The organism is Rhodococcus sp. MPR-R1B (assembly GCF_058793255.1).
In genome coordinates this window covers 480,961-503,584 of sequence record NZ_JBXAFO010000002.1, presented here as the reverse complement: position 1 = coordinate 503,584, position 22,624 = coordinate 480,961, and the positions used below count along the sequence as shown (strand labels likewise).

Sequence of the window (22,624 nt, the reverse complement as noted above, 5' to 3'; positions counted from 1 at the left end):
CTGAATGCAGAACGGGCCCCGAACTCCCGTTGAGGAGTCGAGGCCCGCTACCGACGTAGGAGTCAGTGCGCGAAGTGGCGCGCACCGGTCAGATAGAGAGTGACACCGGCTTCCTTGGCTGCGGCAATCACTTCGTTGTCGCGAACCGAACCACCCGGCTGCACAACAGCCTTGACGCCGGCGTTGAGCAGCACCTGCAGACCGTCAGGGAACGGGAAGAACGCGTCCGAAGCTGCAACCGAACCTACGACGCGGTCACCGGCTCGCTGAACAGCCAGATGCGCTGCGTCGACGCGGTTGACCTGGCCCATGCCGACGCCGACAGAGGCACCGCCGGAGGCCAGCAGGATCGCGTTGGACTTCACCGAACGGCTGGCGCGCCAAGCAAATTCGAGGTCAGCGAGAGTCTCGGCATCGGCGGCCTCACCGTTGGCGAGGGTCCAGTTGGCCGGGTTGTCGCCGTCGGCGTCCAGGACGTCGCGCTGCTGGAGCAAGGTACCGCCGGAGATCGGACGCAGTTCGATTCCGGTAGCGGTCGGAGCGGCTGCCTTCAGAACACGAATGTTCTTCTTACGCTGCAGAACCTCGACAGCTCCGTCTTCGTACGAGGGCGCGATGACGACCTCGGTGAAGATGTCGGCGATCTGCTCGGCCAGTTCGACGGTGACCTCGCGGTTGGCAGCGATCACACCACCGAAAGCACTGACCGGATCGCATGCATGCGCCTTGCGGTGGGCGTCGGCGATGTCGGTGCCGATGGCGATGCCACACGGGTTGGCGTGCTTGATGATTGCGACGGCCGGATCAGTGAAGTCGTACGCTGCGCGCCACGCTGCGTCGGAGTCCGTGTAGTTGTTGTACGACATCTCCTTGCCGTGCAACTGCTCCGCCTGAGCCAAACCTGCAGGCGCAGCCGGGTTTTCGTACAGCGCAGCGTCCTGGTGCGGGTTCTCGCCGTAGCGAAGAACAGCGCTGCGGTTCCAGGTCGCACCGACCCAGGCCGGGAACAGCGAACCGTCCTCGTCAGCGGCGATCGTGCTCGTCATCCAGCTCGCAACCGCGACGTCGTACGACGCAGTGTGCTGGAACGCCTGCGCTGCAAGCACAGTGCGCTCACGCAAGGTGAATCCGCCACCGGCAACGGCAGTCAGGACGTCGGCGTACCGAGCCGGATCGACCACGACGGCAACCGACGGATGGTTCTTGGCTGCAGCACGCACCATCGACGGGCCGCCGATGTCGATCTGCTCGACGCACTCGTCCGGGCTAGCGCCCGAGGCAACCGTCTCGGTGAAGGGGTACAGGTTCACGACAACCAATTCGAAGGTCGCGATGCCGAGTTCCTCGAGCTGAGCGAGGTGATCCGGCTTGCGGGTATCGGCGAGAACGCCGGCGTGGACGCGCGGATGCAGCGTCTTCACACGGCCTTCGAGGCATTCCGGGAATCCGGTCAGAGCCTCGACCGGGGTCACGGGGATTCCGGCGTCGGCGATCTTCGACGCGGTCGAACCGGTCGAGACCAACTCGACACCGGCCTCGTGCAGGCCCGTGGCCAGCTCGATCAGACCACTCTTGTCGTAGACGCTGACAAGTGCACGGCGCACAGCCTTGCGTTCACTCACTGGGGATCACGGCCTTTCGTCCATCGGAAACCACTCCGCGCGTAGCAACAGCGGCGATGACGTCCGCCAACAACCGTCGCTCCACAATTTTGATGCGTTCATGCAACGAAGACTCGGTGTCGTCGTCATGCACCGGCACAGCTTCCTGCGCCAAGATCGGCCCGGTATCAACTCCGCCGTCGACGAGATGCACCGTGGAACCGGTGACCTTCACGCCGTACGCCAGAGCGTCGGGAACCGCGTGCGCGCCGGGAAAGGCAGGCAGCAACGCGGGATGAGTGTTGATGATTCGGCCGCCGAAACGCTCGAGAAAGCTGGGGCCGAGGATTTTCATGAAGCCTGCACTGACCACGAGATCGGGTTCGTACTCGGCCACTGCTGCTGTCAGCGCCTCGTCCCAGGCGGCACGATTTTCGTAGGTCTTGATCGAGACCTTGAAGGACGGGATCTTCGAATCCGCAGCGTGCTCGGCGGCGAGGCAGTCACGATCTACACCGACGGCAACGATCTCGGCGGGGTATCCCTCGGCATGCGAAGCGTCGATCAGCGAAGTCAGCAGGGTTCCCGCGCCGGAAGCGAGTACGACTACCCGCGCGACAGAGTCGCGAAATTGGACCCTGTCGGGCATTGTCGGCTGCGGATTGTCGGCCGAGGCAGTCAGCGCACTACTCCTGAGAACTGGAAGATGATGCGGCCGGAGTATCGGCCGCATGACAGCCTAGTCGCTGGACTCCTGCGGCTTCGAGGGCAGGTCGGTCTCCGGCTCGGCCCCGGCTGTGGGGTCCGCCTCGGGTGCCGCGACAACCTCCGCGTCGACTACTTCGATCTCGACGGTTTCCTCTGTCACTACCTGCACGGGTTCGCCTGATTCTTCGACAATTTCGGCTTCGACGACCTTGGTCACTACCACCGCAGATTCCTGGGCGAGCACTTCGTCGGCGTTTTCGTCGTCCTCGCCATCCGTTGTGGCCGCGGCCGTGATCGCAAGTTCGGGCTCGGATTCTCGAGCCGGTTCAGCCGTCGGCGGCGCAACCTCGTCCTTCATGTGTCCGCGGTGTGAGAACCACATCGCGAACAGCGCCGAGACGGTTCCGAACAATCCCAGCCACGCGAAAGTCAGAAGACCGAAGCCCCACCACAGGACCTCGACGGTGCCGAACTGCCCGAGGTCTCCCCCCGCAGCAAGGGCAAGCAGAGCCATGACGACGCCGGCACCGGCAGCTGCCGTCAGCACTGCGAGCACACTGTCCTGCCCGGCGATGCGTCGAGCGCAATCACGGCCGAGCATCACACCCACCGCAGCCGGAACGACCAACAGCACCGGCCAGATTCCGCCGGCGACGCCTTCCGGAACCGCTCCGAGAAGGGGCAAGGGTGGCAGATCTCCACCGATGTTGCCGAACACGCTGATGGAGACGTTTCCGAAATCGGCCGTCGATCCCGTCATCACCGCGGCTGCACCGACCACGAGGTTCGGCAGGTAGAGCAGCGACAACACCGTCAATCCCAGTACGCCGACAAACCCGTTGCCGCGTGCGAGTAGGTCACCGACCGTCGACCACGACACGAGTAGCGACACCACGACGGCCACGGCGCCCGCAGCCAGCAGCGCTGCCGACGCAGCCGCGGCCGGACGAACAGCGGCAGATGCCCACGGCGGAATCTCGGCGACGACGCGATCCCAGTGCGCAGCAGCAACACCGACGGACGCGGCGATCAGGTGAATCCCGGCGACCCAGCCGAAAGCGGCCAACGTGTTGGGGCTCGACAGCGGAATTGCCGCGGAGGCGTCGGCGACAACGGCGAGAGCGATTGCCGTGATAGTCAACGGTCCGGCTACCGCCGCCCCCACCAGGCGGAGGGTGTCGTCACGGGAGTCGGTGTGCACCGCAGTCGACGCGCATCGGCGTGCGACCACCCACATCATGACCGCCGTTGGAAGCAGTGGCAGTACACCGAGTTGGACGCCGCTGATAGTCGCCGGCACCTGGTGGATGGCCAACCATGTAGTGGCAATGGCGCCGAAGGTTCCGGTCAGATCGCTGCTCGCCGATACCAAAGTGACCACGACGACAGCCGCGATCAGCAGCATCGTCAGGCCCGACGGTCGGAAGGCGACGGTCAGCAGCTTGCGCGCCAGGTCCGGGTTCGGTCCCGGGCGACCGCCGCCGACGCGGCCGCTGCCAGTACGACCACGTCCGGGTCGTGAGGACGTGGGACGGGACCGGGTGCCATCAATCAAAGAACTCATCCCCTCGAGGGTTTCACTCGACAGTGCGCCGCGCACTCAGGCGCGCCGTCGGGCTCACGGAATGTGGCCTCCACCCGCAGCGGGTCGGAGGCCACATTCATGTTCGTGAAACGAAGAAATACTACTGCTGACGCTCGTCGGGGTTCTGCGAGCCGAAGACCTTGGTCTCGGCCGCGGAATCGCTGCTGCCCTGGTCAGGTTCCGCAGACGGCGTCGGCGCTTCGAAGGTAGGCGGCTCGAAGCCCGTCGGCTGCTCGGTCGAGCCAGTCTGCTGCTGGTTGTACGGCTGGCCGTAACCGCGTGGAGCGGTGAACTGATCCGACGAGTAACTCGGGTTCGGCTGGCCACCGGGCTGAGAGGTCAGCGGATAGTAAGACGACGTCGTCGCGGCCGACGAGTCGGTCTGTCCGGGATTTTGCACCGGGTTCTGCCCGTAGGGAGACGCAGTCTGGCCGTAAGGCGGCTGCGAAGCGGTCGGGTCGACGGGGGCGGCGTGCGCTCCCCCGTATCCCTGCTGCTGCGCCTGCCCGTACTGCGGATTCTGCTGGTACTGGCCCGGCTGCTGAGCCTGCTGAGGCTGGCCGTACTGAGCCTGTCCGTATCCCTGTGGCTGACCTGGCGCCTGCCCCGGCGCCTGGCCCTGGGGCTGGCCGTAAGGCTGCTGCTGACCGTACTGCTGAGCTACCGGTCGGGGCGCGGGCGCCTTCAGAATTCCGATCTCGAACAACAACGCGGCGACTGCGACGACGGTCTGCACGAACGAGAGGATCAGCACGATGATCAGGCCCCAACCGAGGCTGATGTCGACGTAGTCGCTGGTACCGACGGAGAACGCGGCGAACACCAAAGCGAAGAAACCCGTGAGGGTGAGCGCTGCGGCAATGCCTGCATACGACTGCTTCGGGAGGAGCGATACGCCCGCAACCACACCGCCGGCGAAAACGAATCCGAGGCCGTAGATGCTCGATTCGAAGAAACTCGAACTGGTATCCAGGCCGCTACCGATGCCGCTGCTGCTTCCACTGATCGACGTGAAGGGCGCAAAACCGAGCAGGAAATTGATCAGGCCGAGTGCCGCGACGGCGATGAGCAGGATGAATCCGAGATTCTTGGTTCCACCGCCCGCTGCCGGCTGATTCGGTGGCCCGAAGCTGGGCCCTTGCGGCGTGAACGTCATGACTTCTCCTCGTAGACGGTCTTCGATGGTTACCAGCGTATGTGTCTCGACTTCGCACGCTAACACCGACAGGAGACAATGGGCAGATGCCCTTCACCCTCGCGCCCGGCGCCGACCACGTCGTCGAAACCGAGGTGAAGCACTCACGATTCATCGCCGCGCTTCACCGGGTAGACGACGCCGAAGCCGCCACGGAGTTCGTCGCGGAGCAGAAATCGCTGTATCCCGATGCGCGCCATCATTGTTCGGCTTTCGTGATCGGATACGAGGCGAACTCACGCGTCGAACGTGCACACGACGACGGTGAACCGGGCGGCACTGCCGGGGTGCCGATGCTTCAGGTTCTCAAGTCTCGAGATCTGGTCGATGTGATTGTTGTCGTCACGCGCTATTTCGGCGGAATCAAGCTCGGCGCCGGTGGATTGGTCCGCGCGTATTCGGGAGCGGTCTCGGTGGCTCTCGATTCGGCCGAGCTTGTGGCCAGGGAGAGAAAGGTCCTGCGCACTTTGGCGATCCGGCACTCAGAGGCCGGTCGGGTGGAAGCGGAGCTGAGAGCGCGGGGCGTCTCGGTGCTCGGAACTACGTATGGATCGAAGGCGGTGATGACGCTCGCCGCCGGTGACGCCGACGATCTCGATTCGATCGTCGCATCCATCACATCCGGTGCCGGGCAGTTGGAACCTGCCGGGTCGATGTGGGTCGATACCACTGTGCGTGGTTAAGGAGTCCGGAGACTCCCTAACCACGCACGGGGGCGAAGCCCCTTACAGGGACTGAAGAATCTCGCGAGCGAGAGCAGCGGTAGCGGACGGCGTCTTGCCGACCTTCACGCCTGCAGCTTCGAGAGCTTCCTGCTTTGCCTGAGCAGTTCCCGAGGAACCGGAGACGATGGCACCGGCGTGGCCCATGGTCTTGCCTTCGGGAGCGGTGAAGCCTGCCACGTAGCCGACGACCGGCTTGGTGACGTTGGCCTTGATGTAATCGGCTGCACGCTCTTCCGCGTCGCCACCGATTTCACCGATCATCACGATGACCTTGGTCTCGGGATCCTTCTCGAACGCCTCGATGGCGTCGATGTGGGTGGTTCCGATGACCGGGTCGCCGCCGATGCCGATGGCGGTGGAGAAGCCGAAGTCACGGAGTTCGTACATCATCTGGTAGGTCAGGGTGCCCGACTTGGAGACCAGGCCGATGGGGCCGGTGCCTGCAATGTTGGCGGGCGTGATGCCGACGAGGGCCTCACCCGGGGTGATGATGCCGGGGCAGTTCGGTCCGATGATGCGGGTCTTCTTGCCCTTGGACTCGTTGTACGCCCAAGCGTAAGCGGAGTCCTGAACCGGGATGCCCTCGGTGATGACCACGAGGAGCGGGATCTCCGCGTCGATGGCCTCGACGATGGCGTCCTTCGAGAAGGCCGGGGGAACGAATGCGATGGAGACGTCTGCGCCGGTCTCCTTGATTGCCTCTTCGACCGTCGCGAAGACGGGGAGCTCGACAGGGGAACCGTCAGCTGCAACGTGCGAGACCGTGGTGCCGGCCTTGCGAGCGTTGACGCCGCCGACGACCTGGGTGCCGGCCTTGAGCATCAGAGCGGTGTGCTTGGTGCCCTCGCCGCCGGTGATGCCCTGGACGATGACCTTTGAATCCTTGGTGAGGAAGATTGCCATTGTTCTGTGAGTCCCTTACTTCGCTGCGTGAGCGAGTTCGGCGGCCTTGTCGGCGGCCTCGTCCATGGTTGCGACGACCGTGACCAGCGGGTGGTTGGCCTCGGCGAGGATGCGACGACCCTCTTCGACGTTGTTTCCGTCCAGGCGAACGACGAGCGGCTTGTTGGCCTCGTCACCCAGGGTCTTCAGTGCGCCGACGATGCCGTTGGCAACTGCGTCACACGCGGTGATGCCGCCGAAGACGTTGACGAACACGCTCTTGACCTGTGCATCGTTGAGGATGACATCCAGGCCGGCAGCCATGACTGCAGCGGAAGCTCCGCCGCCGATGTCGAGGAAGTTGGCGGGCTTGACGCCACCGTGGTTCTCGCCGGCGTATGCGACGACGTCCAGCGTGGACATGACCAGGCCTGCGCCGTTGCCGATGATTCCGACCTCACCGTCGAGCTTGACGTAGTTGAGGTCGTTTTCCTTGGCCTTGAGCTCGAGGGGATCGGTAGCGTCGCGATCCTCGAATGCCTCGTGGCCGGGCTGACGGAACGCTGCGTTCTCGTCGAGGGTGACCTTGCCGTCGAGGGCGAGGATCTGATCGTCAGGCGTACGAACGAGGGGGTTGACCTCGACGAGGAGTGCGTCTTCGCCGATGAAGACCTCCCACAGCTTCTGGATCGTCACGGCCGCTGCGTCGAGCACCTCTGCGGGCAGCTTTCCTGCCTCGGCGATGCTGCGCGCGAACGCGAGGTCGACGCCCTTGACTGCGTCGACGGGGATCTTGGCGAGAGCGTCGGGGTTCTCCTCGGCGGTGACCTCGATCTCGACGCCACCCTCTACCGAGCACATGGCCAGGTAGGTGCGGTTGGTGCGGTCGAGCAGGAAGGAGATGTAGTACTCCTCGGCAATGTCACTTGCCTCTGCGACCAGCAGCTTCTTGACGACATGGCCCTTGATGTCCAGGCCCAGGATTGCCTCGGCGTTTGCCACTGCGGCATCCACGTCGGGCGAGTACTTGACGCCACCGGCCTTGCCGCGGCCGCCTACCTTGACCTGTGCCTTCACCATCACGGGCTTACCGATTTCTTCGGCAATCTCGCGTGCGCCGGCGACTGTGTCTGTAACACGTCCAGCCGAAGTCGGCACTCCGTGCTTGGCGAAGAGTTCCTTCGCCTGGTATTCGAAGAGATCCATCTGCTCACCGTCTCGTCTGCGTTGTCACCCGCTCGAGGGGTAGGAGCGGGTCTGTTCTGGACTTTAACCAGTTGCCGCGTTCGGTTTGCGCCCGCATTGATGCTATGTGGCCCAAGTCACGCGCAATTGCCCGATGAGGCACGCCTCACCGATTCGGCAAGGTGGCCACACCGAATTTGTCAAGCATCAGTCTCACTGATTCTTGCGCTCGAGAACGCTGCAACGAGAAGCAACACTATGCCCGTGGCCGCTGTGATCGCACCCACCCCCACGGTTGCGTCCGATATGCGCGATGACGTGAGTGGCCACTCACCGACGTACACCAGAGCTGCCACGGCAGATCCGATCAGCAATGCCGCGCCCCGCGACGGCCGCGCGGACGCTGCGATCACAGCGGCGATCACGACGGTGACGCCGACGAGCAGTTGACCCCAGACGTCAATTCCCCACGGCCACTCCAGAACTGAGGCCGCCGTATAGGCGTCGCCCTGATAGAGGGGAAGCGCGGTTCCGATCAGGACAGCGACGGCGCCGATCCCACCGACGAGAAGCACCAGCCCTCTCGAACCGCCACCTACCGACGTGTCGACATCCTCACGCTCGGCGCTTCCCGCCAGCCAGACGAGCAGTCCCGTCGCCGCAGCGAGGAAAGCCGCGCCGCAGAGCACGAAGGCACCGGCCCCCAACCCGACGCCCGGTACGTCCGTGGCGATGACAGCCGACTGCATGACAGCGGCGACTCCCATCACGACCGTGGTCCACAACACGCCGACGGCCGGCCGCACCACCGCGGCGCGGCCCGGGGCGAACAGGCCCAGACCGGCGACCAGCAGTACAGCAGCCGCGAGCAGGACAACTCGAGACGAAAGCATGGACGGTTCGGGGATGTTCTCCGGCAACGACAGGACCGGAAGTGCCACCCCCAGGGCTGCCACTGCTGCGGTGACAACTGCGCCGATACCGGCAACGCGGTGAAGTCTGTTCACCCGCGCTTGCGCCGCCCGGGACTGAGCCACCATCGCCGCTTTCAGCGCACCCTTTGTCGTCTTCGCGGGTGCGCGAACCACACTTTCAGCGGGAATCGCATCTGTTTCACGCCTGGAAGCGAGGTAGGGAGCTGAAACTCCGATCACGGCGATGACCACAGCGGCCAGTGCCCCGACCACCGATCCCGAACCGACGCCGATCCGATCGCCGGCCGCGAACCCAGCCATCACCCTGGTTCCACTGACTGCGAGTGCGCCGAGACCGACACCGATCAGGGCGCCGCAGCCCACCGGTAGCGAGATGGACGTCAATGCCGCCGCGACCGCAACGAGTACCGCGACGCCGACCAATCCCGTACCGACAGCGGTGGCCGCCGCCGAGTCGACGAGCGGTTTGACCAGAAAGATCGGATCCTGCGAACTGAAGGAAGGACCGAACAGGGAGAGCACGAACACCACCGCGGCCAGAATCAGCAGCGCAGTCGGCCATCCGCCGATCCGCCCGCCAACCGATCGCCCGTCGAATTCCGCGGCGCGAGCGCTGCCGTATCCGTCCCGCTCTGATTCACGATGGACGACCATCAAGCCGAGGACACCGGACACCACAAGAAGTCCGTGGCCCGCGAGCGCGAGATAAGCGCCCGGACCCGCATCGATCGAACCCGCCGAAATCGGACGGAAAAGGTCCAAGCGGTTTGCATCGATTGCGTCGACGAACAACTGAACGTCGAGGATCGCCGCGCCGAGGGACACCGCGCCGATACCTGCCAGGAGTCCACCTGCGAAGGCGGGCCTGCGCCCCGAGGTGAGCACCGCAACCAGCGGCACGACGATCGTGCAGACGGCAGCGAAGAGAGCGGCGGAAGCAAGAGCCCCCGTCGTGTCGACCCCGCGGCCACTCCCGACTCCGACGACGGGACTGGCTGCCACTCCGACGGCACCGAACAGTCCGATTACCGCCGCGAGTGGCGCCCCGGACTTCACTCCGGGGTCGTCGATACGCGCCTGCGACGTAGTTCCAGGTGTTGTGGACACTCGATCGACGGTAGTGCCTGAATGGACCGGTGATCCGGTTGTGACACGCGCGATCACGAAACGAGATGATTCGTCCGTTTTGCCCGGATCGACATATTCCCAGGTCAAGCTGTGAGGCACGTCACATAATCGGACAGGTTTCCGCTACGGCTTGCGCCCATCGCAATCATTTCGTTACCGTCAGTCGGTCTAAGTCACGGGCTGATCACGAACTCGAGGAGAGAACCGGCATATGCATCACCGCAGCCAGTTCACCGCTAGTAGGTTCTCGAACTCAGCTCCAGACGAGGTCACGACCACTTATCCAACGCACTCGGCCAGGCGTTACACCGAGACCAAAAGTTCTGAGATCTCTACCGATATGTTCACTCGAAATTCATCCTCCACGTCGTCAGATTCCGACTCTCACGAGTTCGTCGAGTCCGACGTGATCAGCACCCCCACTTACGCCTCCTCCGCACCGACAGTCGATGTCGAATCTCCGGTTCGCCGCAGCGGTGCTCACCGACTCCCCACCCCTCCCTCCGCTCTCAAGGGCCGCGCCGCCGTTCTGGCAGTTGCAGCCGGCGCGGTTGTCGCCGCGGGCCAGGCAGTTGTCAACGACGGTTCCTCTTCTGCCGCCGACCACTCGGAAGTTGCACTCGCCAACGAGTCCTCCGCGATCGGTACCACCGCAGAACCGCAGGCCGCTCAGTTCGCCCCGGCCACCTCCACGGCAGCCACCACCGAGGCCGACGCTCCGCAGGTCCTCAACGTCGCAGCGCCGACCGACCTCTCCCAGTTCAGCAACCTGCTTGCCAAGGGCCAGCGTTTCAGTGACGAGCGCGCAGCACGCGAAGCCGCTGCCCGTCGCCCGCTGTTCGTCCTGCCGGCAGTGGGCACGTTCACGTCCAACTTCGGCACCCGCTGGGGCACCCTGCACGCCGGCGTCGACATCGCCGCCCCGATCGGGACGCCCATCGTCGCCGTCGCCGACGGCAAGGTCATCGATTCAGGTCCGGCTTCCGGGTTCGGCATGTGGGTACGCCTACAGCACGCAGACGGAACGATCACCGTCTACGGCCACATCGACACGTCCACCGTCACGGTCGGTCAGCAGGTCATGGCCGGCGACCAGATCGCCACTGTCGGCAACCGCGGCTTCTCCACCGGCCCGCACCTTCACTTCGAGGTTCATCTCGCCGGCGAGAACAAGATCGATCCCCTCCCCTGGCTCGCCTCACGCGGCATCAGCCTCGGCGTCGAGCAGGACTGATCGCAAGCCCAACGCTTCTGATGAAAAACTTCCGGCCCGTACCTTTCCAGGTACGGGCCGGAAGTTTTTGCCTGTCTTCTACAGCTTGACCATCGGCACACCGCCGATGAGCATCAACCGCACCTTGCCCGCGCTACCGAAGTCGATGGTGACCGTCGCGGTGGGGCCAGTGCCCTTGGTTTCCAACACGGTGCCCAGACCGTACTTGTCGTGACTGACGCGGTCACCCGTGGCGAGGACCAGAACGTTGTTGCGGCCACGCGCGGCACCGAAACTGGGAGTCGACGCGGCCTTGCCGGACCCTCCCCCGTAGTTCTGCCCGCCGCCGTATCCCTGGCCGCCCTGGCTGCCGTAGCGGCTTCCGCTGCCGTAACCCGGCCTGCCGCTTCCGAATCCGCCACCGGTGCCCGGATCCTCACGGCGCCAGTTGATCAGGTCCTCCGGGATCTCCTGGATGAACCGCGACGCCGGGTTCTGGATCGGTTGCCCCCACGCCGAACGCATGATCGCGCGCGTCAGGTACAGGCGCTGCCTGGCACGGGTGATGCCGACGTAAGCAAGTCGACGCTCTTCGGACAGCTCCGCCGGATCGCCGAGGGCGCGCATGTGCGGGAACTGCCCGTCCTCCCAACCGGTGACGAAGACGACCGGGAACTCGAGGCCCTTGGCGGTGTGAAGCGTCATCATGGTCACGACGCCGTCGTCGGAGTCCGGCAGTTGATCGGCGTCGGCGACAAGCGATACCCGTTCGAGGAAGGCGGCAAGCGAACCCGGATCGGGTTCACCTTCACGCATTGCTGCGGTTTCCTCGTCGTCCGGATCGATCAGCCCGGCCGCGTTTCGCGCGTCGGAACTGAATTCCCTTGCCACGCTGACGAGTTCGTTCAAGTTGTCGAGTCGCGCGCCATCCTGCGGATCGCTGCTCGCCGCAAGCTCGGCGCGGTAGCCGGTGCGCTCGAGCACCGCCTCGGCAACCTCACCGATGTCACCGAGCTCGAACGGTTCGTCCTCGTCGGCGGCCGCTGTCGGTAGCAGGGCCCGCAGCCCGTCCATCATCTCGAGGAACGACGCGATGGCCTTCTGTGACCGCGTATTGAGCAGCGCCACTTTGCCTTCCGCGCCGTCACGGAGAGCGGCGGCGAAGCTGATGTTGCGATGCTCGGAGTGCACGGCGACGCAGGCTTCGGCTCGATCACCGATACCGCGTCGGGGCGTGTTGAGAATGCGTCGCAGGCTCACGGTGTCGTCCTCGTTGGCGAGGACGCGCAGATACGCGACGATGTCCCGAACTTCCTTGCGCTCGTAGAAGCGAACGCCGCCGACCACCTTGTACGGCACTCCGAGTCGAATGAAGATCTCCTCGAGCGCGCGCGAGGAGTTGTTGGTCCGGTAGAACACCGCGATGTCGGCGAACTTGGTCTCGCCCTGGTCCACCAGCCGATCGATCTCCGAGGCGACAAACGATGCTTCGTCGTGCTCGTTGTCTGCAACGTAGCCGACGATCAGTTCGCCTTCACCCGAATCGGTCCACAGACGCTTTTCTCGTCGGCCGGTGTTCTTGGAAATCACGGAGTTGGCCGCAGACAGAATGTTCTGCGTCGAACGGTAGTTCTGTTCGAGAAGGATGGTCCGAGCATCCGGGTAGTCGCGTTCGAACTCTTCGATGTTGCGGATAGTGGCTCCGCGGAACGCGTAGATCGACTGATCGGCGTCACCGACGACGCACAGTTCGGCCGGGGCAACGGCGTGGTCGGACTCGCCGGCTCCACCGACCAGTTCACGCACAAGCATGTATTGCGCGTGGTTGGTGTCCTGGTACTCGTCGACGAGCACGTGACGGAAGCGGCGGCGGTAGTACTCGGCGATCTGTGGAAACGCCTGAAGAAGCGCGACGGTCTCACCGATGAGATCGTCGAAGTCGAGTGCGTTCGCCGCACGCAGCCGCTGTTGGTAGTGGCCGTAGACCTTGGCGATCAGTCGCGGAAGTTCGGCCGGATCCTGATCGGCTGCGACAACCGCCTCTTCCGGTCCGACGAGTTCGTTCTTCAGGTTGGAGATGTGAGTGGCGAGAAGCCGCGCGGAGAATCGTTTGGTGTCGAGCTCGAGGTCCTTCGAGATCATCGTCAGCAGTCGACGCGAATCGTCGGAATCGTAGATCGAGAAATTCGAGTTCAAACCGGGCAGGAGCGCCGCCTGTGCTCGCAGGATCCGCACGCAACTGGAGTGGAACGTCGATACCCACATGGCGTTGGCACGCGGTCCGACAAGAGCTGCCACACGCTCGCGCATCTCGGCCGCAGCCTTGTTGGTGAACGTGATGGCCAGGATCTGACCGGGGGTGACACCCCGTTCGGCCAACAGATAGGCGATGCGACGCGTCAGCACTGCAGTCTTGCCCGAGCCGGCTCCCGCGACTATCAGCAACGGCGAACCGGCATGGACCACGGCCTCGCGCTGTTGCGGGTTGAGACCCTCGAGGAGGGCGTCCGAACCCGCGTCGTGTCCCCGCGCGCCGCCCCCGTCGTGCTGGGAATGTCCGTCGTGCTCACCGAGTGCTGGGTACGTGTTCATCGCCTGTCCACGCTACCGGCGTCCACCGACACGGTCGTCAGTGCGTCCACCTGCTGGTAGAGGCACTTGGATTACCTGTGTCGAGCATGGCAAACTGGACGCTATGTTCAGCATTTCCGTTCGCGACAACACGGCCGACCCCGTCGGCCCGCTGTGGCGTTACTTTACGTGCCCCGGACCTCGGTGCACGTGATCTGAACAGCTCACCCGCCCCTGGTCCGAATCGGATCCGGGGCATTTTCGTCAGTGTGCCTGGATCGGTAACGACCCGAGCCGAGACCACGATCCACGCAGTAGGAAGAGGAGACGAATAGCAATGAGCACCCAGGCTGCAGCCCCCCATGGAAATACTGTCGATACTGTAAATACTGCTCCGACAGACGTCGAGATCCCCCAGAGTGAGGCGGAGATCGACGAACTACGGAAAGAAATCGACCGTCTCGACGCCGAGATCCTCGCGGCCATCAAACGTCGCTCCGAGGTCTCCCAGATCATCGGCCGTACCCGGATGGCATCGGGTGGTCCGCGTCTGGTGCACAGCCGCGAGATGAAGGTCCTCGAACGATTCAACGAGCTGGGCCAGGAAGGCCACACCCTCGCGATGCTGCTCCTGCGCCTGGGCCGCGGACGCCTGGGCCACTAGCGCACGACCTGTTCACTTGCGAACGGCCACATCGGATGCCTCTGGCAGTCCCGATGTGGCCGTTCGCGTGTGTATCAGCTCTCGAGCGCGATGTACTTCGTGTTCAGGTATTCCTCGATCCCCTCGGTCCCGCCCTCGCGGCCGAATCCGGATTCCTTCACGCCACCGAACGGCGCTGCCGCGTCCGAGATCACTCCGCGGTTGACGCCGATCATTCCTGATTCCAGTGCATCGGAAACCCGAAGCGCACGGTCGAGATCCCTTGTGAAGATGTACGCGGCCAGTCCGAACTCGGTGTCGTTGGCGGCTGCGATTCCCTCGGCTTCGGTGTCGAAGCCGGTGATCGCGGCGACGGGTCCGAACACCTCTTCTTTCAGAATCCGCGCGCTGGCCGGAACGTCTGCCAACACCGTGGCTGGATAGAAGTACCCTTCACCACCCGGCGCTTCGCCGCCCAGTCGCACCTTCGCCCCGGCATCCACCGCATCTGCAACCAACTCCGCGACCGTGTCGAGTTGGTTCTGGTTGATCAGCGGGCCGAGCTTCGTCTCCGGGTCGGTACCGGGTCCCATCGTGAAAGTCGCCATCTTCTCGGTCAGCTTGGTCGTGAACTCTTCACGCACGGCGTTGGCGACGTGGAACCGGTTGGCGGCGGTGCATGCTTCGCCTCCGTTGCGAAGCTTCGCCAGTACCGCGCCCTCGACTGCCTTGTCGACGTCCGCGTCGTCGAACACCACGAAGGGTGCGTTGCCACCCAATTCCATCGACGTGCGGAGCAATCGCTTCGCGGACTTCTCCACCAGCATCTTGCCGACGCCGGTGGACCCGGTGAAGGTGAGCTTGCGCAGTCGAGGGTCGTCGATGAGAGGACCGGTCACTTCACCGGATTTCGATGTCGGCAACACCGAGAGGACTCCGTCGGGCAACCCGGCTTCGGCCATGAGCTGAGCAAGCAACAACATCGTCAACGGGGTCTCCGAGGCGGGCTTGACGATGATCGTGCAGCCGGCGGCCAACGCCGGGCCGATCTTGCGGGTACCCATCGCCAACGGGAAATTCCAGGGAGTGATGGCCAGACACGGTCCGACCGGCGCCTTGGTGACAAGGATCCGGCCGTTGCCCGCCGGCGCCGGCGTGTAGCGCCCGCCGATGCGAACGGCCTCCTCGCTGAACCACCGGAAGAACTCCGCCCCGTACTTCACCTCGGCGCGACTTTCGGCGAGTGCCTTGCCCATTTCGAGGGTCATCAGCAGCGCCACGTCCTCGGCTCGCTCGGTGATCTTCTCGAAAACGGCTCGCAGGATTTCACCACGCTCGCGCGCAGGTGTGCTCGCCCACTTCGACGAGACGGCGACGGCTTCGTCGAGAGCGCGCAGCGCGTCCGCGGGGCTCGCATCGGCGACATCGGTCAACGATTTCCCGGTCGCCGGATCCGCCACCGGGAAGGTCGCGTTGTTCTCCGCGGGCACGAACCGACCGCCGACGAACAACTGGGTGGGAACTGATCGAATGAATTCGAATGTGTCCATGGGTTCCATGATGCTCGTCGGAGCCGCGTCCGTCTGCCCGCGAGCGAGACTCACGCGGAAGTTTCCAGCTTGTGCCACTAAAGTCGATGATCGTGAGCACTGACATCACCGGAACCTCAGCCTGGCAGAAACTGCGCGCTCATTACGCCGACATCGAAGGCGTTCACCTGCGAGAACTCTTCCAGGACGATCCAGCCCGCGGGCGAGAGCTGACGATCGACGCCGGTGATCTTCACATCGACTACAGCAAGCATCGCGTCAGCCGCGAGACTCTCGCGCTGCTCGTCGACCTGGCCCGCGAGGCCGGCGTCGAGGCACGACGCGACGCGATGTTCGCGGGCGATCACATCAACACTTCCGAAGACCGCGCCGTACTACACACAGCGCTGCGTCTGCCCAAGGATTCTGCGCTGACCGTCGACGGTCAAGACGTCGTCGCCGACGTTCACGAAGTTCTGGACGCGATGGGCGCTTTTGCCGATCGTGTGCGCAGCGGCGAGTGGACCGGAGCTACCGGCAAGCGCATCCGCACCATCGTCAACATCGGCATCGGCGGTTCCGACCTCGGGCCGGTGATGGTCTACCGCGCATTACGGCATTACGCCGACGCCGGAATCAGCGTCCGGTTCGTCTCCAACATCGACCCTGTCGATCTGGTCGGACAGCTCGACGACCTCGATCCGGAGACGACGCTCTTCATCGTCGCATCCAAGACGTTCTCCACCCTCGAGACCCTCACCAACGCGACAGCGGCAAAGCGTTGGCTGTTCGCCGGTCTGGGCAGCGAAGACGTCTCGGCCGTAGCCAAGCATTTCGTCGCAGTCTCCACCCACGGTGACCGCGTGGCGGAGTTCGGCATCGACACCGCGAACATGTTCGGGTTCTGGGATTGGGTCGGCGGGCGCTACTCCGTCGACTCGGCGATCGGCTTGTCGGTCATGTGTGCCGTCGGACCCGTTCGCTTTGCGGAGTTCCTCGACGGTTTCCACCAGATCGACACGCACTTCCGAAACCAACCGCTCGAGCAGAACGCGCCGGTCCTCCTCGGCCTCATCGGGCTCTGGTACTCCAACTTCTTCGGCGCACAGTCCCGCGCAGTTCTGCCCTACTCCAACGACTTGCTGCGCTTTCCCGCCTACCTGCAGCAGCTGACCATGGAGTCCAACGGCAAATCGGTTCGCGCCGACGGCTCACCGGTGACCACGTCCACCGGTGAGATCTTCTGGGGCGAGCCCGGAACCAACGGCCAACACGCCTTCTACCAACTCCTGCATCAGGGCACCTGGCTGGTGCCTGCCGATTTCATCGGGTTCGCGGAATCCACCGACGATCTGCCTACTGCGGACGGCACGGGATCAATGCACGATCTGCTCATGAGTAACTTCTTCGCTCAGACAAAGGTTCTCGCGTTCGGGAAGACTGCCGAAGAAATCGCGTCAGAGGGCACTGCTCCGGAGCTGGTGCCACACAAGGTGATGCCAGGCAACCGACCGTCGAGCACTATCTTGGCGAAGGAGCTGACCCCCTCGGTCGTCGGTCAGCTGATCGCACTTTACGAGCACCAGGTATTTGTCGAAGGTGCTGTCTGGGGTGTCAATCCGTTCGATCAGTGGGGCGTCGAACTCGGCAAGACACAAGCCATGGAACTGGGGCCTGCGCTCTCTTCCGAAGCAGCACCCGGCGACCTCGGCGACACATCCACAGATGCTCTGGTGCAGTGGTACCGCAGAGAGCGCGGACGGGCCTGACTCACGCGGCCGCCGGGCCGAACCAACTTTCCGTTGTGTACACGCGTCCGGATCGGTCGACGAGCCGAGCCCGAAGCTCTTGCTGTTCAACCCATTTGATGGCGCTTATCCCCCGGATCAACGCAGCTTCGCTCGCGGCGTACGCCCACACCGCGTCGTCAGCAATCACCGAGACCTGTGCCCATTCCGTGGAGGGCCGCTCCTGGTTCGGCTCCCAGGAGGGCAGCTCCAGCGCCCGCGCCGTCGCCATCGCGGTTCCGTTGATCAGTTCGACTTCTTCGCTGTCCGGCACCGGAATCTGCCAGCCACCAGCCGGTGCATGGCCGGCCGTGGCGATCACGTCGCCGATCCGCACAGCAACGCCGCATTGTAATTCGGCAGCGACGATCTGCGCGGCGCGATCGACGGTGTCGGCCTTGGCAACTCCGGTGATGTCGAACGACGCACCCCAGGGCGCGTACACCACGTCTCCGTCGAGCTGTACGTCCTCGAACGTCGGGGTCGGGTGCACCGGAGGGATGGATTCGTCCTCGGAGTAGTTGTCGGCAAGCGGATTGACTGCACCGCCGGTCATACGGGCAGCCCACAGCGCCGACCGCAGCAGAGCCGACATACGTCGTGTCACTTTGACCGGAGTTCCCTGAGCGAGGTTGACGGCGTGAATCTCGGCGTCTCCCCGGCGAAGGTCGCAGACCGCTTCGGTTTCGTCGATGGCAGCTGCGATCAACGCGTGCGCAGTAGGCAGCGCAGCGCCCTCGGTGACGTCCACCTCCACGGCGGAATCCCACATCGCCCACTTCTCGACACTGACCATGTCAGTCCTGCCCTTCTAACACACTGTGTTGTAACCAGTATGCGCCGGTCAGCAACCCCCGTGCCATAAAGCGCTTCCGAGGCCGAGGCACACATGCCGCAGGTTGAGCAGCGCACGGCGGGGACTGGATGGTAGATCTGTGCGACAGAATTGCCGCCCGGACTGTCGCCCTCCGTGTGCAAGACGTGTAATCCTCCACATGGTTCTGACATGCACCTGACTGCGACGACGTCGACTACTACTGGCGCAGCGGGCAATTCCGATCCGAAAGACGCAGAGTCGACGCTCGACATGTCCGGCCGGCCGGCTGCGCTTCGAGCCCGGTCCGCCGCAGCAACACGCCCGGGCGGCGCTGATGTCACCGCATGAACCTTATGTCACCGCATGAACCTTATGTCACCGCATGAAAAATGGGGACCGACGAGAAGCACTGTGTTCCAACGTCGATGACATACCAATCGGCCGCTTTCAATGCGCGTCACTTTCGCAGGTGGACACACCTGAGCGCTCACTCTCGAGTGCAGCAAAATACGGGCCCACCACTGCGCGCGAGCGTCGAGCAGAGCACCGAGAAGAAGTCCCGAACACGCGGCGCGCCAACCGCCGGCACGACGACGCCCGGTGCCCGGCGGCAGCGCTTCGCACGTTACAGACCGAGCAGGAATGCATCGACACAAAATGGATAGGACCGGCTGAAAGAACCTGCAGCACAATGGCGTAACCACCACCGTTCGGCTTATACGCTACCGCCGTACACCTTGGCAAAACGAACGGTCAGTACGCGGCGAAAATCACATACTTTACAAAGTCTTTGGAATTTTTCTGCGCCAAATATCCGCAGGTGAAAGGACTTTCGACCAGAGTCCAGAATAACCGTGTCGTCTACTATGTGAAAACTGCGAAGTAGCTGTGACGCTGGGTCACGCTCGAGGGAGGAATTGTGACCGATTCATTCAAGGACCGTTTGAACGCCTTGTACCCGGCCACAGCACCGAGACTCACCAACGCACAAGTTGTGGAAGCCCTTTCGCAACGTGGATGCAAGATTTCGACACCGTACCTCTCGCAACTCCGGAGCGGTGTGCGCACGAATCCATCGGAGCAAGTCGTTTTGGCATTGGCCGATTACTTCGGCGTGGCAGCAGAGTACTTCTTCGGCCCGACACCTCGCCAAGATCCCGAACTGATTCCGGAAGAAGACCGTTCGGTTGTCGAGGAGTTCCACGACAGCGAATTACGTTCTCTGGCCATAAAAGCGGTCGATCTCTCCCCTGAATCGCAGGACTTGCTCTCATCGATTGCGGAGAAACTTCGCTCGTCCGAAGGACTCCCGGCCGTCCCTCCGGATTGCAGCACCTACACCCCACCGTTCACTCGCGACTAGTCCGGAGCGAAGTTCAGCGAGTCAGATCAGCGAGTCAAGCGGCCCAATAGTGCCGAAGCTGTGATGATTCCGAGCAGCGCGGCCCCGATCAGCACGCCGAAGTCGACGAGGTAGTCGGTCGGCATTCCGATCAGCAGACCGCGCAGCGCTGACACCTCGTAACTCAGCGGATTGATGCGACTGAGCCACTGAACCCACGTCGGCATGAGTTCGACCGGGTACAGAGCGTTGGACGCGAAGAACAACGGCATGGTGATCGCCTGGCCGATGCCCATCAATCGATCTCGTTTGAGCACGATCCCCGCGATCGCAACCGACAGACAGGCGAAGAACGCCGAGCCGAGGACAACGACAGCCACGACGCCGAGCAACTTGATCGGGTTCCACGTCATGCTCACGCCCAGCAGCGCCGCTACAACGACTACGACCACGGCCTGGGCGACCGCACGGATACCGGCCGCAAATGCCTTTCCGGTGACCAGCGCGGCTCGTGGCGTCGGCGTCACCATGAGTTTGGTGAGGACTCCCGCGTCACGCTCCCAGATGATCTGGATTCCGTAGAAGATCGCAACAAAAAGCGCGGACTGCGCAATGATGCCCGGCGCGAGAAAGTCGAGATACGGTACGTCGCCAGTCGGGATCGCTCGGATATGACTGAACGTCTGACCGAAGATCACCAACCAGAGGATCGGCTGGATTGCGCGCGTGACCAATTCAGATCGGTCGTGCCGCAACTTCTGAACTTCCACGAGGCAGAATGTGTAAATTCTCGAGAGCAATCGAGCAAGACTGTTGGTAGTGGGATCAGCCCAAGCGGCGCGCTGTGCGACGGGCACTGCGGACATCGTGGAGACCTCCTGACTTGTCGCCGGTGAGATCGTCGCCGGTGTAGTGACGGAACACGTCTTCGAGAGTGACCTCCGGCCCCAGTTCGGCGGCCAACGCGCTCGGCTCGCCCACCGCACGAAGTTCACCGTGATGCATCAACGCAACACGATCACACAACTCCTCCGCTTCTTCCATGTAGTGCGTCGTGAGCAGCACAGTCATGCCGTACTGCTTCTGCATCTCCGCCACTCGCTGCCAGACGGATTCGCGGGCAATGGGATCCAGCCCCACCGTCGGTTCGTCGAGCACCAGCAACGACGGTCGGTTCACCAGCGCCTGCGCAAGTTCGAGACGTCGCACCATACCGCCGGAGAAACCCGACGCCAGACGATCACCTGAATCGAGTAGGTCCACCATCTCGAGCGCCTGGTCGACGCGCTCGCGTCGTTCGGACCGCGGAACGTCGTACAGTCGCGCGAACCAGGTCACGTTCTCGCGTGCGGTCAATGCGCTTTCGATCGAGAGCTGTTGTGGCACGTACCCGAGGTAGCGCCGAATGGTCATCGCCTCGGTACGAACTGAGCGACCGAGAATCCGAATGTCACCGTCTTGCAGAGGAAGTAACGTGTTGAGCAACCTGATCGTCGTAGTCTTTCCTGCGCCGTTGGGACCGAGCAGGCCGAAACACTCCCCCGCATTGATGACCAGACTCAGGTTGTCCACCGCGCGGTGGTCGCCGAACTTGTATGTAACCGAGTCGATCTCGACCGCGTGTGCGCCGGGGTCGGGTGAACCTGCCGCTCGGCTCTTCCACCACTGTGTCAGCATCTCACTGCCCCCCGCCTTCCGATCCGGCTGCTGCCAGAGCGCTCGCCAATCGAGACAGGGCCGGTAGAGCAGCCTCGATACTTGCCCTGTCCTCTGCGGTCAGAGTCGACAATGCCTGACCGACAATCACACTCCGGCGATCACGCCACACCTCGACGCGGGCGCGCGCCTCGTCCGCGAGCACCAATCGCGCGACGCGGCGGTCGGCCTCGTCGGCAACGCGTTCGATCACTCCCTCGTCGACGAGCTGCCGCACCAAGGTGGACACCGTGTTTGCCGCGACACCCAATCGCCCGGCAGCCTCGGCCACCGACAGACCCGGGTTGCGTCGTAGCAGCCTGACGAGTTCGATCTGGGCGCCGGCGAGCGGTCGTTCCGCAAACGGCCGCCCCGACGCCTTCCTCGTGCCCCGGCGCAATTGTCCGAGCGTCTCCAGGACGTCATCCGCAAGATTTGCTCCGCTTCCATCCACAACCTCACAATAGCTCTGCAACAGAGCTATTGTCGAGGAATCCGGACGCCCGGCGTTTTCAGCTCGTCCGCAACGGGTATCCCCGATTGCTTGTCCCGAGCACTCCCGCCCAGAACGGAGACGTCATGCGCAGACAGTGGTTGTTCGCGACAGTTGCGAGTACCGCCCTGATCCTCACCGGTTGCTCGCCCGACGCCCTCGATTCCGGGGACAGCGCAGACAACGTCACTGCCATTTCGACGTCGCTGTCGCCACCCGCCGCCGCTGATGCACCCCTGCTGAAGACCGCCGACTCCCCACTCGGGACGATCGCCGTCGACGGCGAAGGCATGACCGTCTACGTCTACAACCCGGACGAGGAGAACTCACAAGCCGGGTCGTGCGACGAAGCGTGCCTGCGTTACTGGCCGGCGGTCACCTCGGTCACGGATTCGCCGATCGTCGAAGGAATCGACGCTGTCATCGGTACCATCGACGGGCCGGAAGGATCTTTCCAGATCACCGTCAACGGCAAGCCCGTCTATCGGTACCTCGACGACAAGGTTCCCGGCGACATGCTCGGACAGAGCGTCGGCAGCCTGTGGTGGATGATCGACACCGCCGGAAACCCCGTGTTCAAGACCGAGTAA

20 protein-coding genes are annotated in these 22,624 nt (G+C 63.6%); 7 read left to right on the top strand and 13 right to left on the bottom strand.

Going from position 1 to position 22,624, the window contains the following annotated elements; all coding sequences use genetic code 11:
* Positions 1-62 precede the first annotated feature (62 nt).
* The 4 genes from purH to AC1Q61_RS05085 form a co-directional block, all read right to left on the bottom strand.
* Positions 63-1,622 (bottom strand): bifunctional phosphoribosylaminoimidazolecarboxamide formyltransferase/IMP cyclohydrolase, encoded by a 1,560-nt coding sequence (gene purH / locus AC1Q61_RS05100; protein WP_003946407.1) that lies wholly within the window; start codon positions 1,620-1,622, stop codon positions 63-65.
* The gene (gene purN / locus AC1Q61_RS05095) at positions 1,615-2,334 is read right to left on the bottom strand and encodes a phosphoribosylglycinamide formyltransferase (RefSeq protein ID WP_030534875.1); all 720 of its coding nucleotides are present in this window, start codon (positions 2,332-2,334) and stop codon (positions 1,615-1,617) included. Before purN ends, purH begins: the two co-directional genes overlap by 8 nt.
* Positions 2,335-2,340: 6 nt before the next feature.
* Positions 2,341-3,873, bottom strand: coding sequence for a cell division protein PerM (locus AC1Q61_RS05090; RefSeq protein WP_192712295.1), 1,533 nt, complete (start codon positions 3,871-3,873; stop codon positions 2,341-2,343).
* A 121-nt stretch (positions 3,874-3,994) separates the two neighbouring features.
* A complete protein-coding gene (locus AC1Q61_RS05085; protein WP_042921326.1) occupies positions 3,995-5,050 on the bottom strand; it encodes a DUF5336 domain-containing protein in 1,056 nt (351 codons plus the stop codon).
* Between the two features lie 86 nt (positions 5,051-5,136).
* Between AC1Q61_RS05085 and AC1Q61_RS05080 the strand changes: the two genes are divergently transcribed.
* On the top strand, positions 5,137-5,772 hold the full coding sequence (locus AC1Q61_RS05080; RefSeq protein WP_003946418.1) for an IMPACT family protein: 636 nt from the start codon (positions 5,137-5,139) through the stop codon (positions 5,770-5,772).
* 42 nt (positions 5,773-5,814) lie between these two features.
* On the opposite strand, the gene sucD is transcribed toward AC1Q61_RS05080, so the two are convergent.
* The 3 genes from sucD to AC1Q61_RS05065 form a co-directional block, all read right to left on the bottom strand.
* On the bottom strand, positions 5,815-6,717 hold the full coding sequence (gene sucD, locus AC1Q61_RS05075; RefSeq protein ID WP_003946432.1) for a succinate--CoA ligase subunit alpha: 903 nt from the start codon (positions 6,715-6,717) through the stop codon (positions 5,815-5,817).
* 15 nt (positions 6,718-6,732) lie between these two features.
* Positions 6,733-7,902: an ADP-forming succinate--CoA ligase subunit beta gene (gene sucC, locus AC1Q61_RS05070; RefSeq protein ID WP_003946426.1), complete on the bottom strand. Its 1,170-nt coding sequence runs from the start codon at positions 7,900-7,902 to the stop codon at positions 6,733-6,735.
* A 179-nt stretch (positions 7,903-8,081) separates the two neighbouring features.
* Positions 8,082-9,923, bottom strand: a complete 1,842-nt coding sequence (locus AC1Q61_RS05065; RefSeq protein ID WP_257216769.1) for a hypothetical protein — start codon at positions 9,921-9,923, stop codon at positions 8,082-8,084.
* 232 nt (positions 9,924-10,155) lie between these two features.
* Here AC1Q61_RS05065 and AC1Q61_RS05060 point away from each other — a divergent pair, with 232 nt between their 5' ends.
* Positions 10,156-11,178: a M23 family metallopeptidase gene (locus tag AC1Q61_RS05060; RefSeq protein ID WP_030534879.1), complete on the top strand. Its 1,023-nt coding sequence runs from the start codon at positions 10,156-10,158 to the stop codon at positions 11,176-11,178.
* A 78-nt stretch (positions 11,179-11,256) separates the two neighbouring features.
* Here the strand turns inward: AC1Q61_RS05060 and pcrA are convergent, their stop codons facing one another.
* Positions 11,257-13,749 carry a DNA helicase PcrA gene (gene pcrA, locus AC1Q61_RS05055; protein WP_003946394.1) on the bottom strand — a complete coding sequence of 831 codons (2,493 nt, stop codon included), beginning with the start codon at positions 13,747-13,749 and terminating at the stop codon, positions 11,257-11,259.
* A gap of 316 nt (positions 13,750-14,065) precedes the next feature.
* Between pcrA and AC1Q61_RS05050 the strand changes: the two genes are divergently transcribed.
* Positions 14,066-14,392 (top strand): chorismate mutase, encoded by a 327-nt coding sequence (locus AC1Q61_RS05050; protein WP_042921331.1) that lies wholly within the window; start codon positions 14,066-14,068, stop codon positions 14,390-14,392.
* A 74-nt stretch (positions 14,393-14,466) separates the two neighbouring features.
* On the opposite strand, the gene AC1Q61_RS05045 is transcribed toward AC1Q61_RS05050, so the two are convergent.
* The gene (locus AC1Q61_RS05045) at positions 14,467-15,921 is read right to left on the bottom strand and encodes an NAD-dependent succinate-semialdehyde dehydrogenase (protein ID WP_007727613.1); all 1,455 of its coding nucleotides are present in this window, start codon (positions 15,919-15,921) and stop codon (positions 14,467-14,469) included.
* Positions 15,922-16,013: 92 nt separating this feature from the next.
* Here AC1Q61_RS05045 and pgi point away from each other — a divergent pair, with 92 nt between their 5' ends.
* Complete coding sequence (pgi, locus tag AC1Q61_RS05040) at positions 16,014-17,669, top strand: glucose-6-phosphate isomerase (protein WP_007727615.1); 1,656 nt, start codon at positions 16,014-16,016, stop codon at positions 17,667-17,669.
* 1 nt (position 17,670) lies between these two features.
* Here pgi and AC1Q61_RS05035 read toward each other — a convergent pair whose 3' ends face one another.
* Positions 17,671-18,483 carry an FAD:protein FMN transferase gene (locus AC1Q61_RS05035; RefSeq protein ID WP_007727618.1) on the bottom strand — a complete coding sequence of 271 codons (813 nt, stop codon included), beginning with the start codon at positions 18,481-18,483 and terminating at the stop codon, positions 17,671-17,673.
* Between the two features lie 210 nt (positions 18,484-18,693).
* On the opposite strand from AC1Q61_RS05035, the gene AC1Q61_RS05030 reads away from it, so the two are divergent.
* Both AC1Q61_RS05030 and AC1Q61_RS05025 read left to right on the top strand, forming a co-directional pair.
* Positions 18,694-18,852 carry a hypothetical protein gene (locus AC1Q61_RS05030; RefSeq protein ID WP_155277906.1) on the top strand — a complete coding sequence of 53 codons (159 nt, stop codon included), beginning with the start codon at positions 18,694-18,696 and terminating at the stop codon, positions 18,850-18,852.
* Between the two features lie 571 nt (positions 18,853-19,423).
* A complete protein-coding gene (locus AC1Q61_RS05025) occupies positions 19,424-19,867 on the top strand; it encodes a helix-turn-helix domain-containing protein (protein ID WP_003946341.1) in 444 nt (147 codons plus the stop codon).
* A gap of 26 nt (positions 19,868-19,893) precedes the next feature.
* Here AC1Q61_RS05025 and AC1Q61_RS05020 read toward each other — a convergent pair whose 3' ends face one another.
* The 3 genes from AC1Q61_RS05020 to AC1Q61_RS05010 are packed head-to-tail and all read right to left on the bottom strand — an operon-like array spanning position 19,894 to position 21,995.
* On the bottom strand, positions 19,894-20,712 hold the full coding sequence (locus tag AC1Q61_RS05020; protein WP_007727621.1) for an ABC transporter permease: 819 nt from the start codon (positions 20,710-20,712) through the stop codon (positions 19,894-19,896).
* Positions 20,672-21,523 carry an ABC transporter ATP-binding protein gene (locus AC1Q61_RS05015; protein ID WP_042921332.1) on the bottom strand — a complete coding sequence of 284 codons (852 nt, stop codon included), beginning with the start codon at positions 21,521-21,523 and terminating at the stop codon, positions 20,672-20,674. Before AC1Q61_RS05015 ends, AC1Q61_RS05020 begins: the two co-directional genes overlap by 41 nt.
* Before the next feature lies 1 nt (position 21,524).
* Positions 21,525-21,995 carry a MarR family winged helix-turn-helix transcriptional regulator gene (locus tag AC1Q61_RS05010; RefSeq protein ID WP_007727626.1) on the bottom strand — a complete coding sequence of 157 codons (471 nt, stop codon included), beginning with the start codon at positions 21,993-21,995 and terminating at the stop codon, positions 21,525-21,527.
* 125 nt (positions 21,996-22,120) lie between these two features.
* Between AC1Q61_RS05010 and AC1Q61_RS05005 the strand changes: the two genes are divergently transcribed.
* On the top strand, positions 22,121-22,624 hold the full coding sequence (locus tag AC1Q61_RS05005) for a COG4315 family predicted lipoprotein (protein WP_007727629.1): 504 nt from the start codon (positions 22,121-22,123) through the stop codon (positions 22,622-22,624).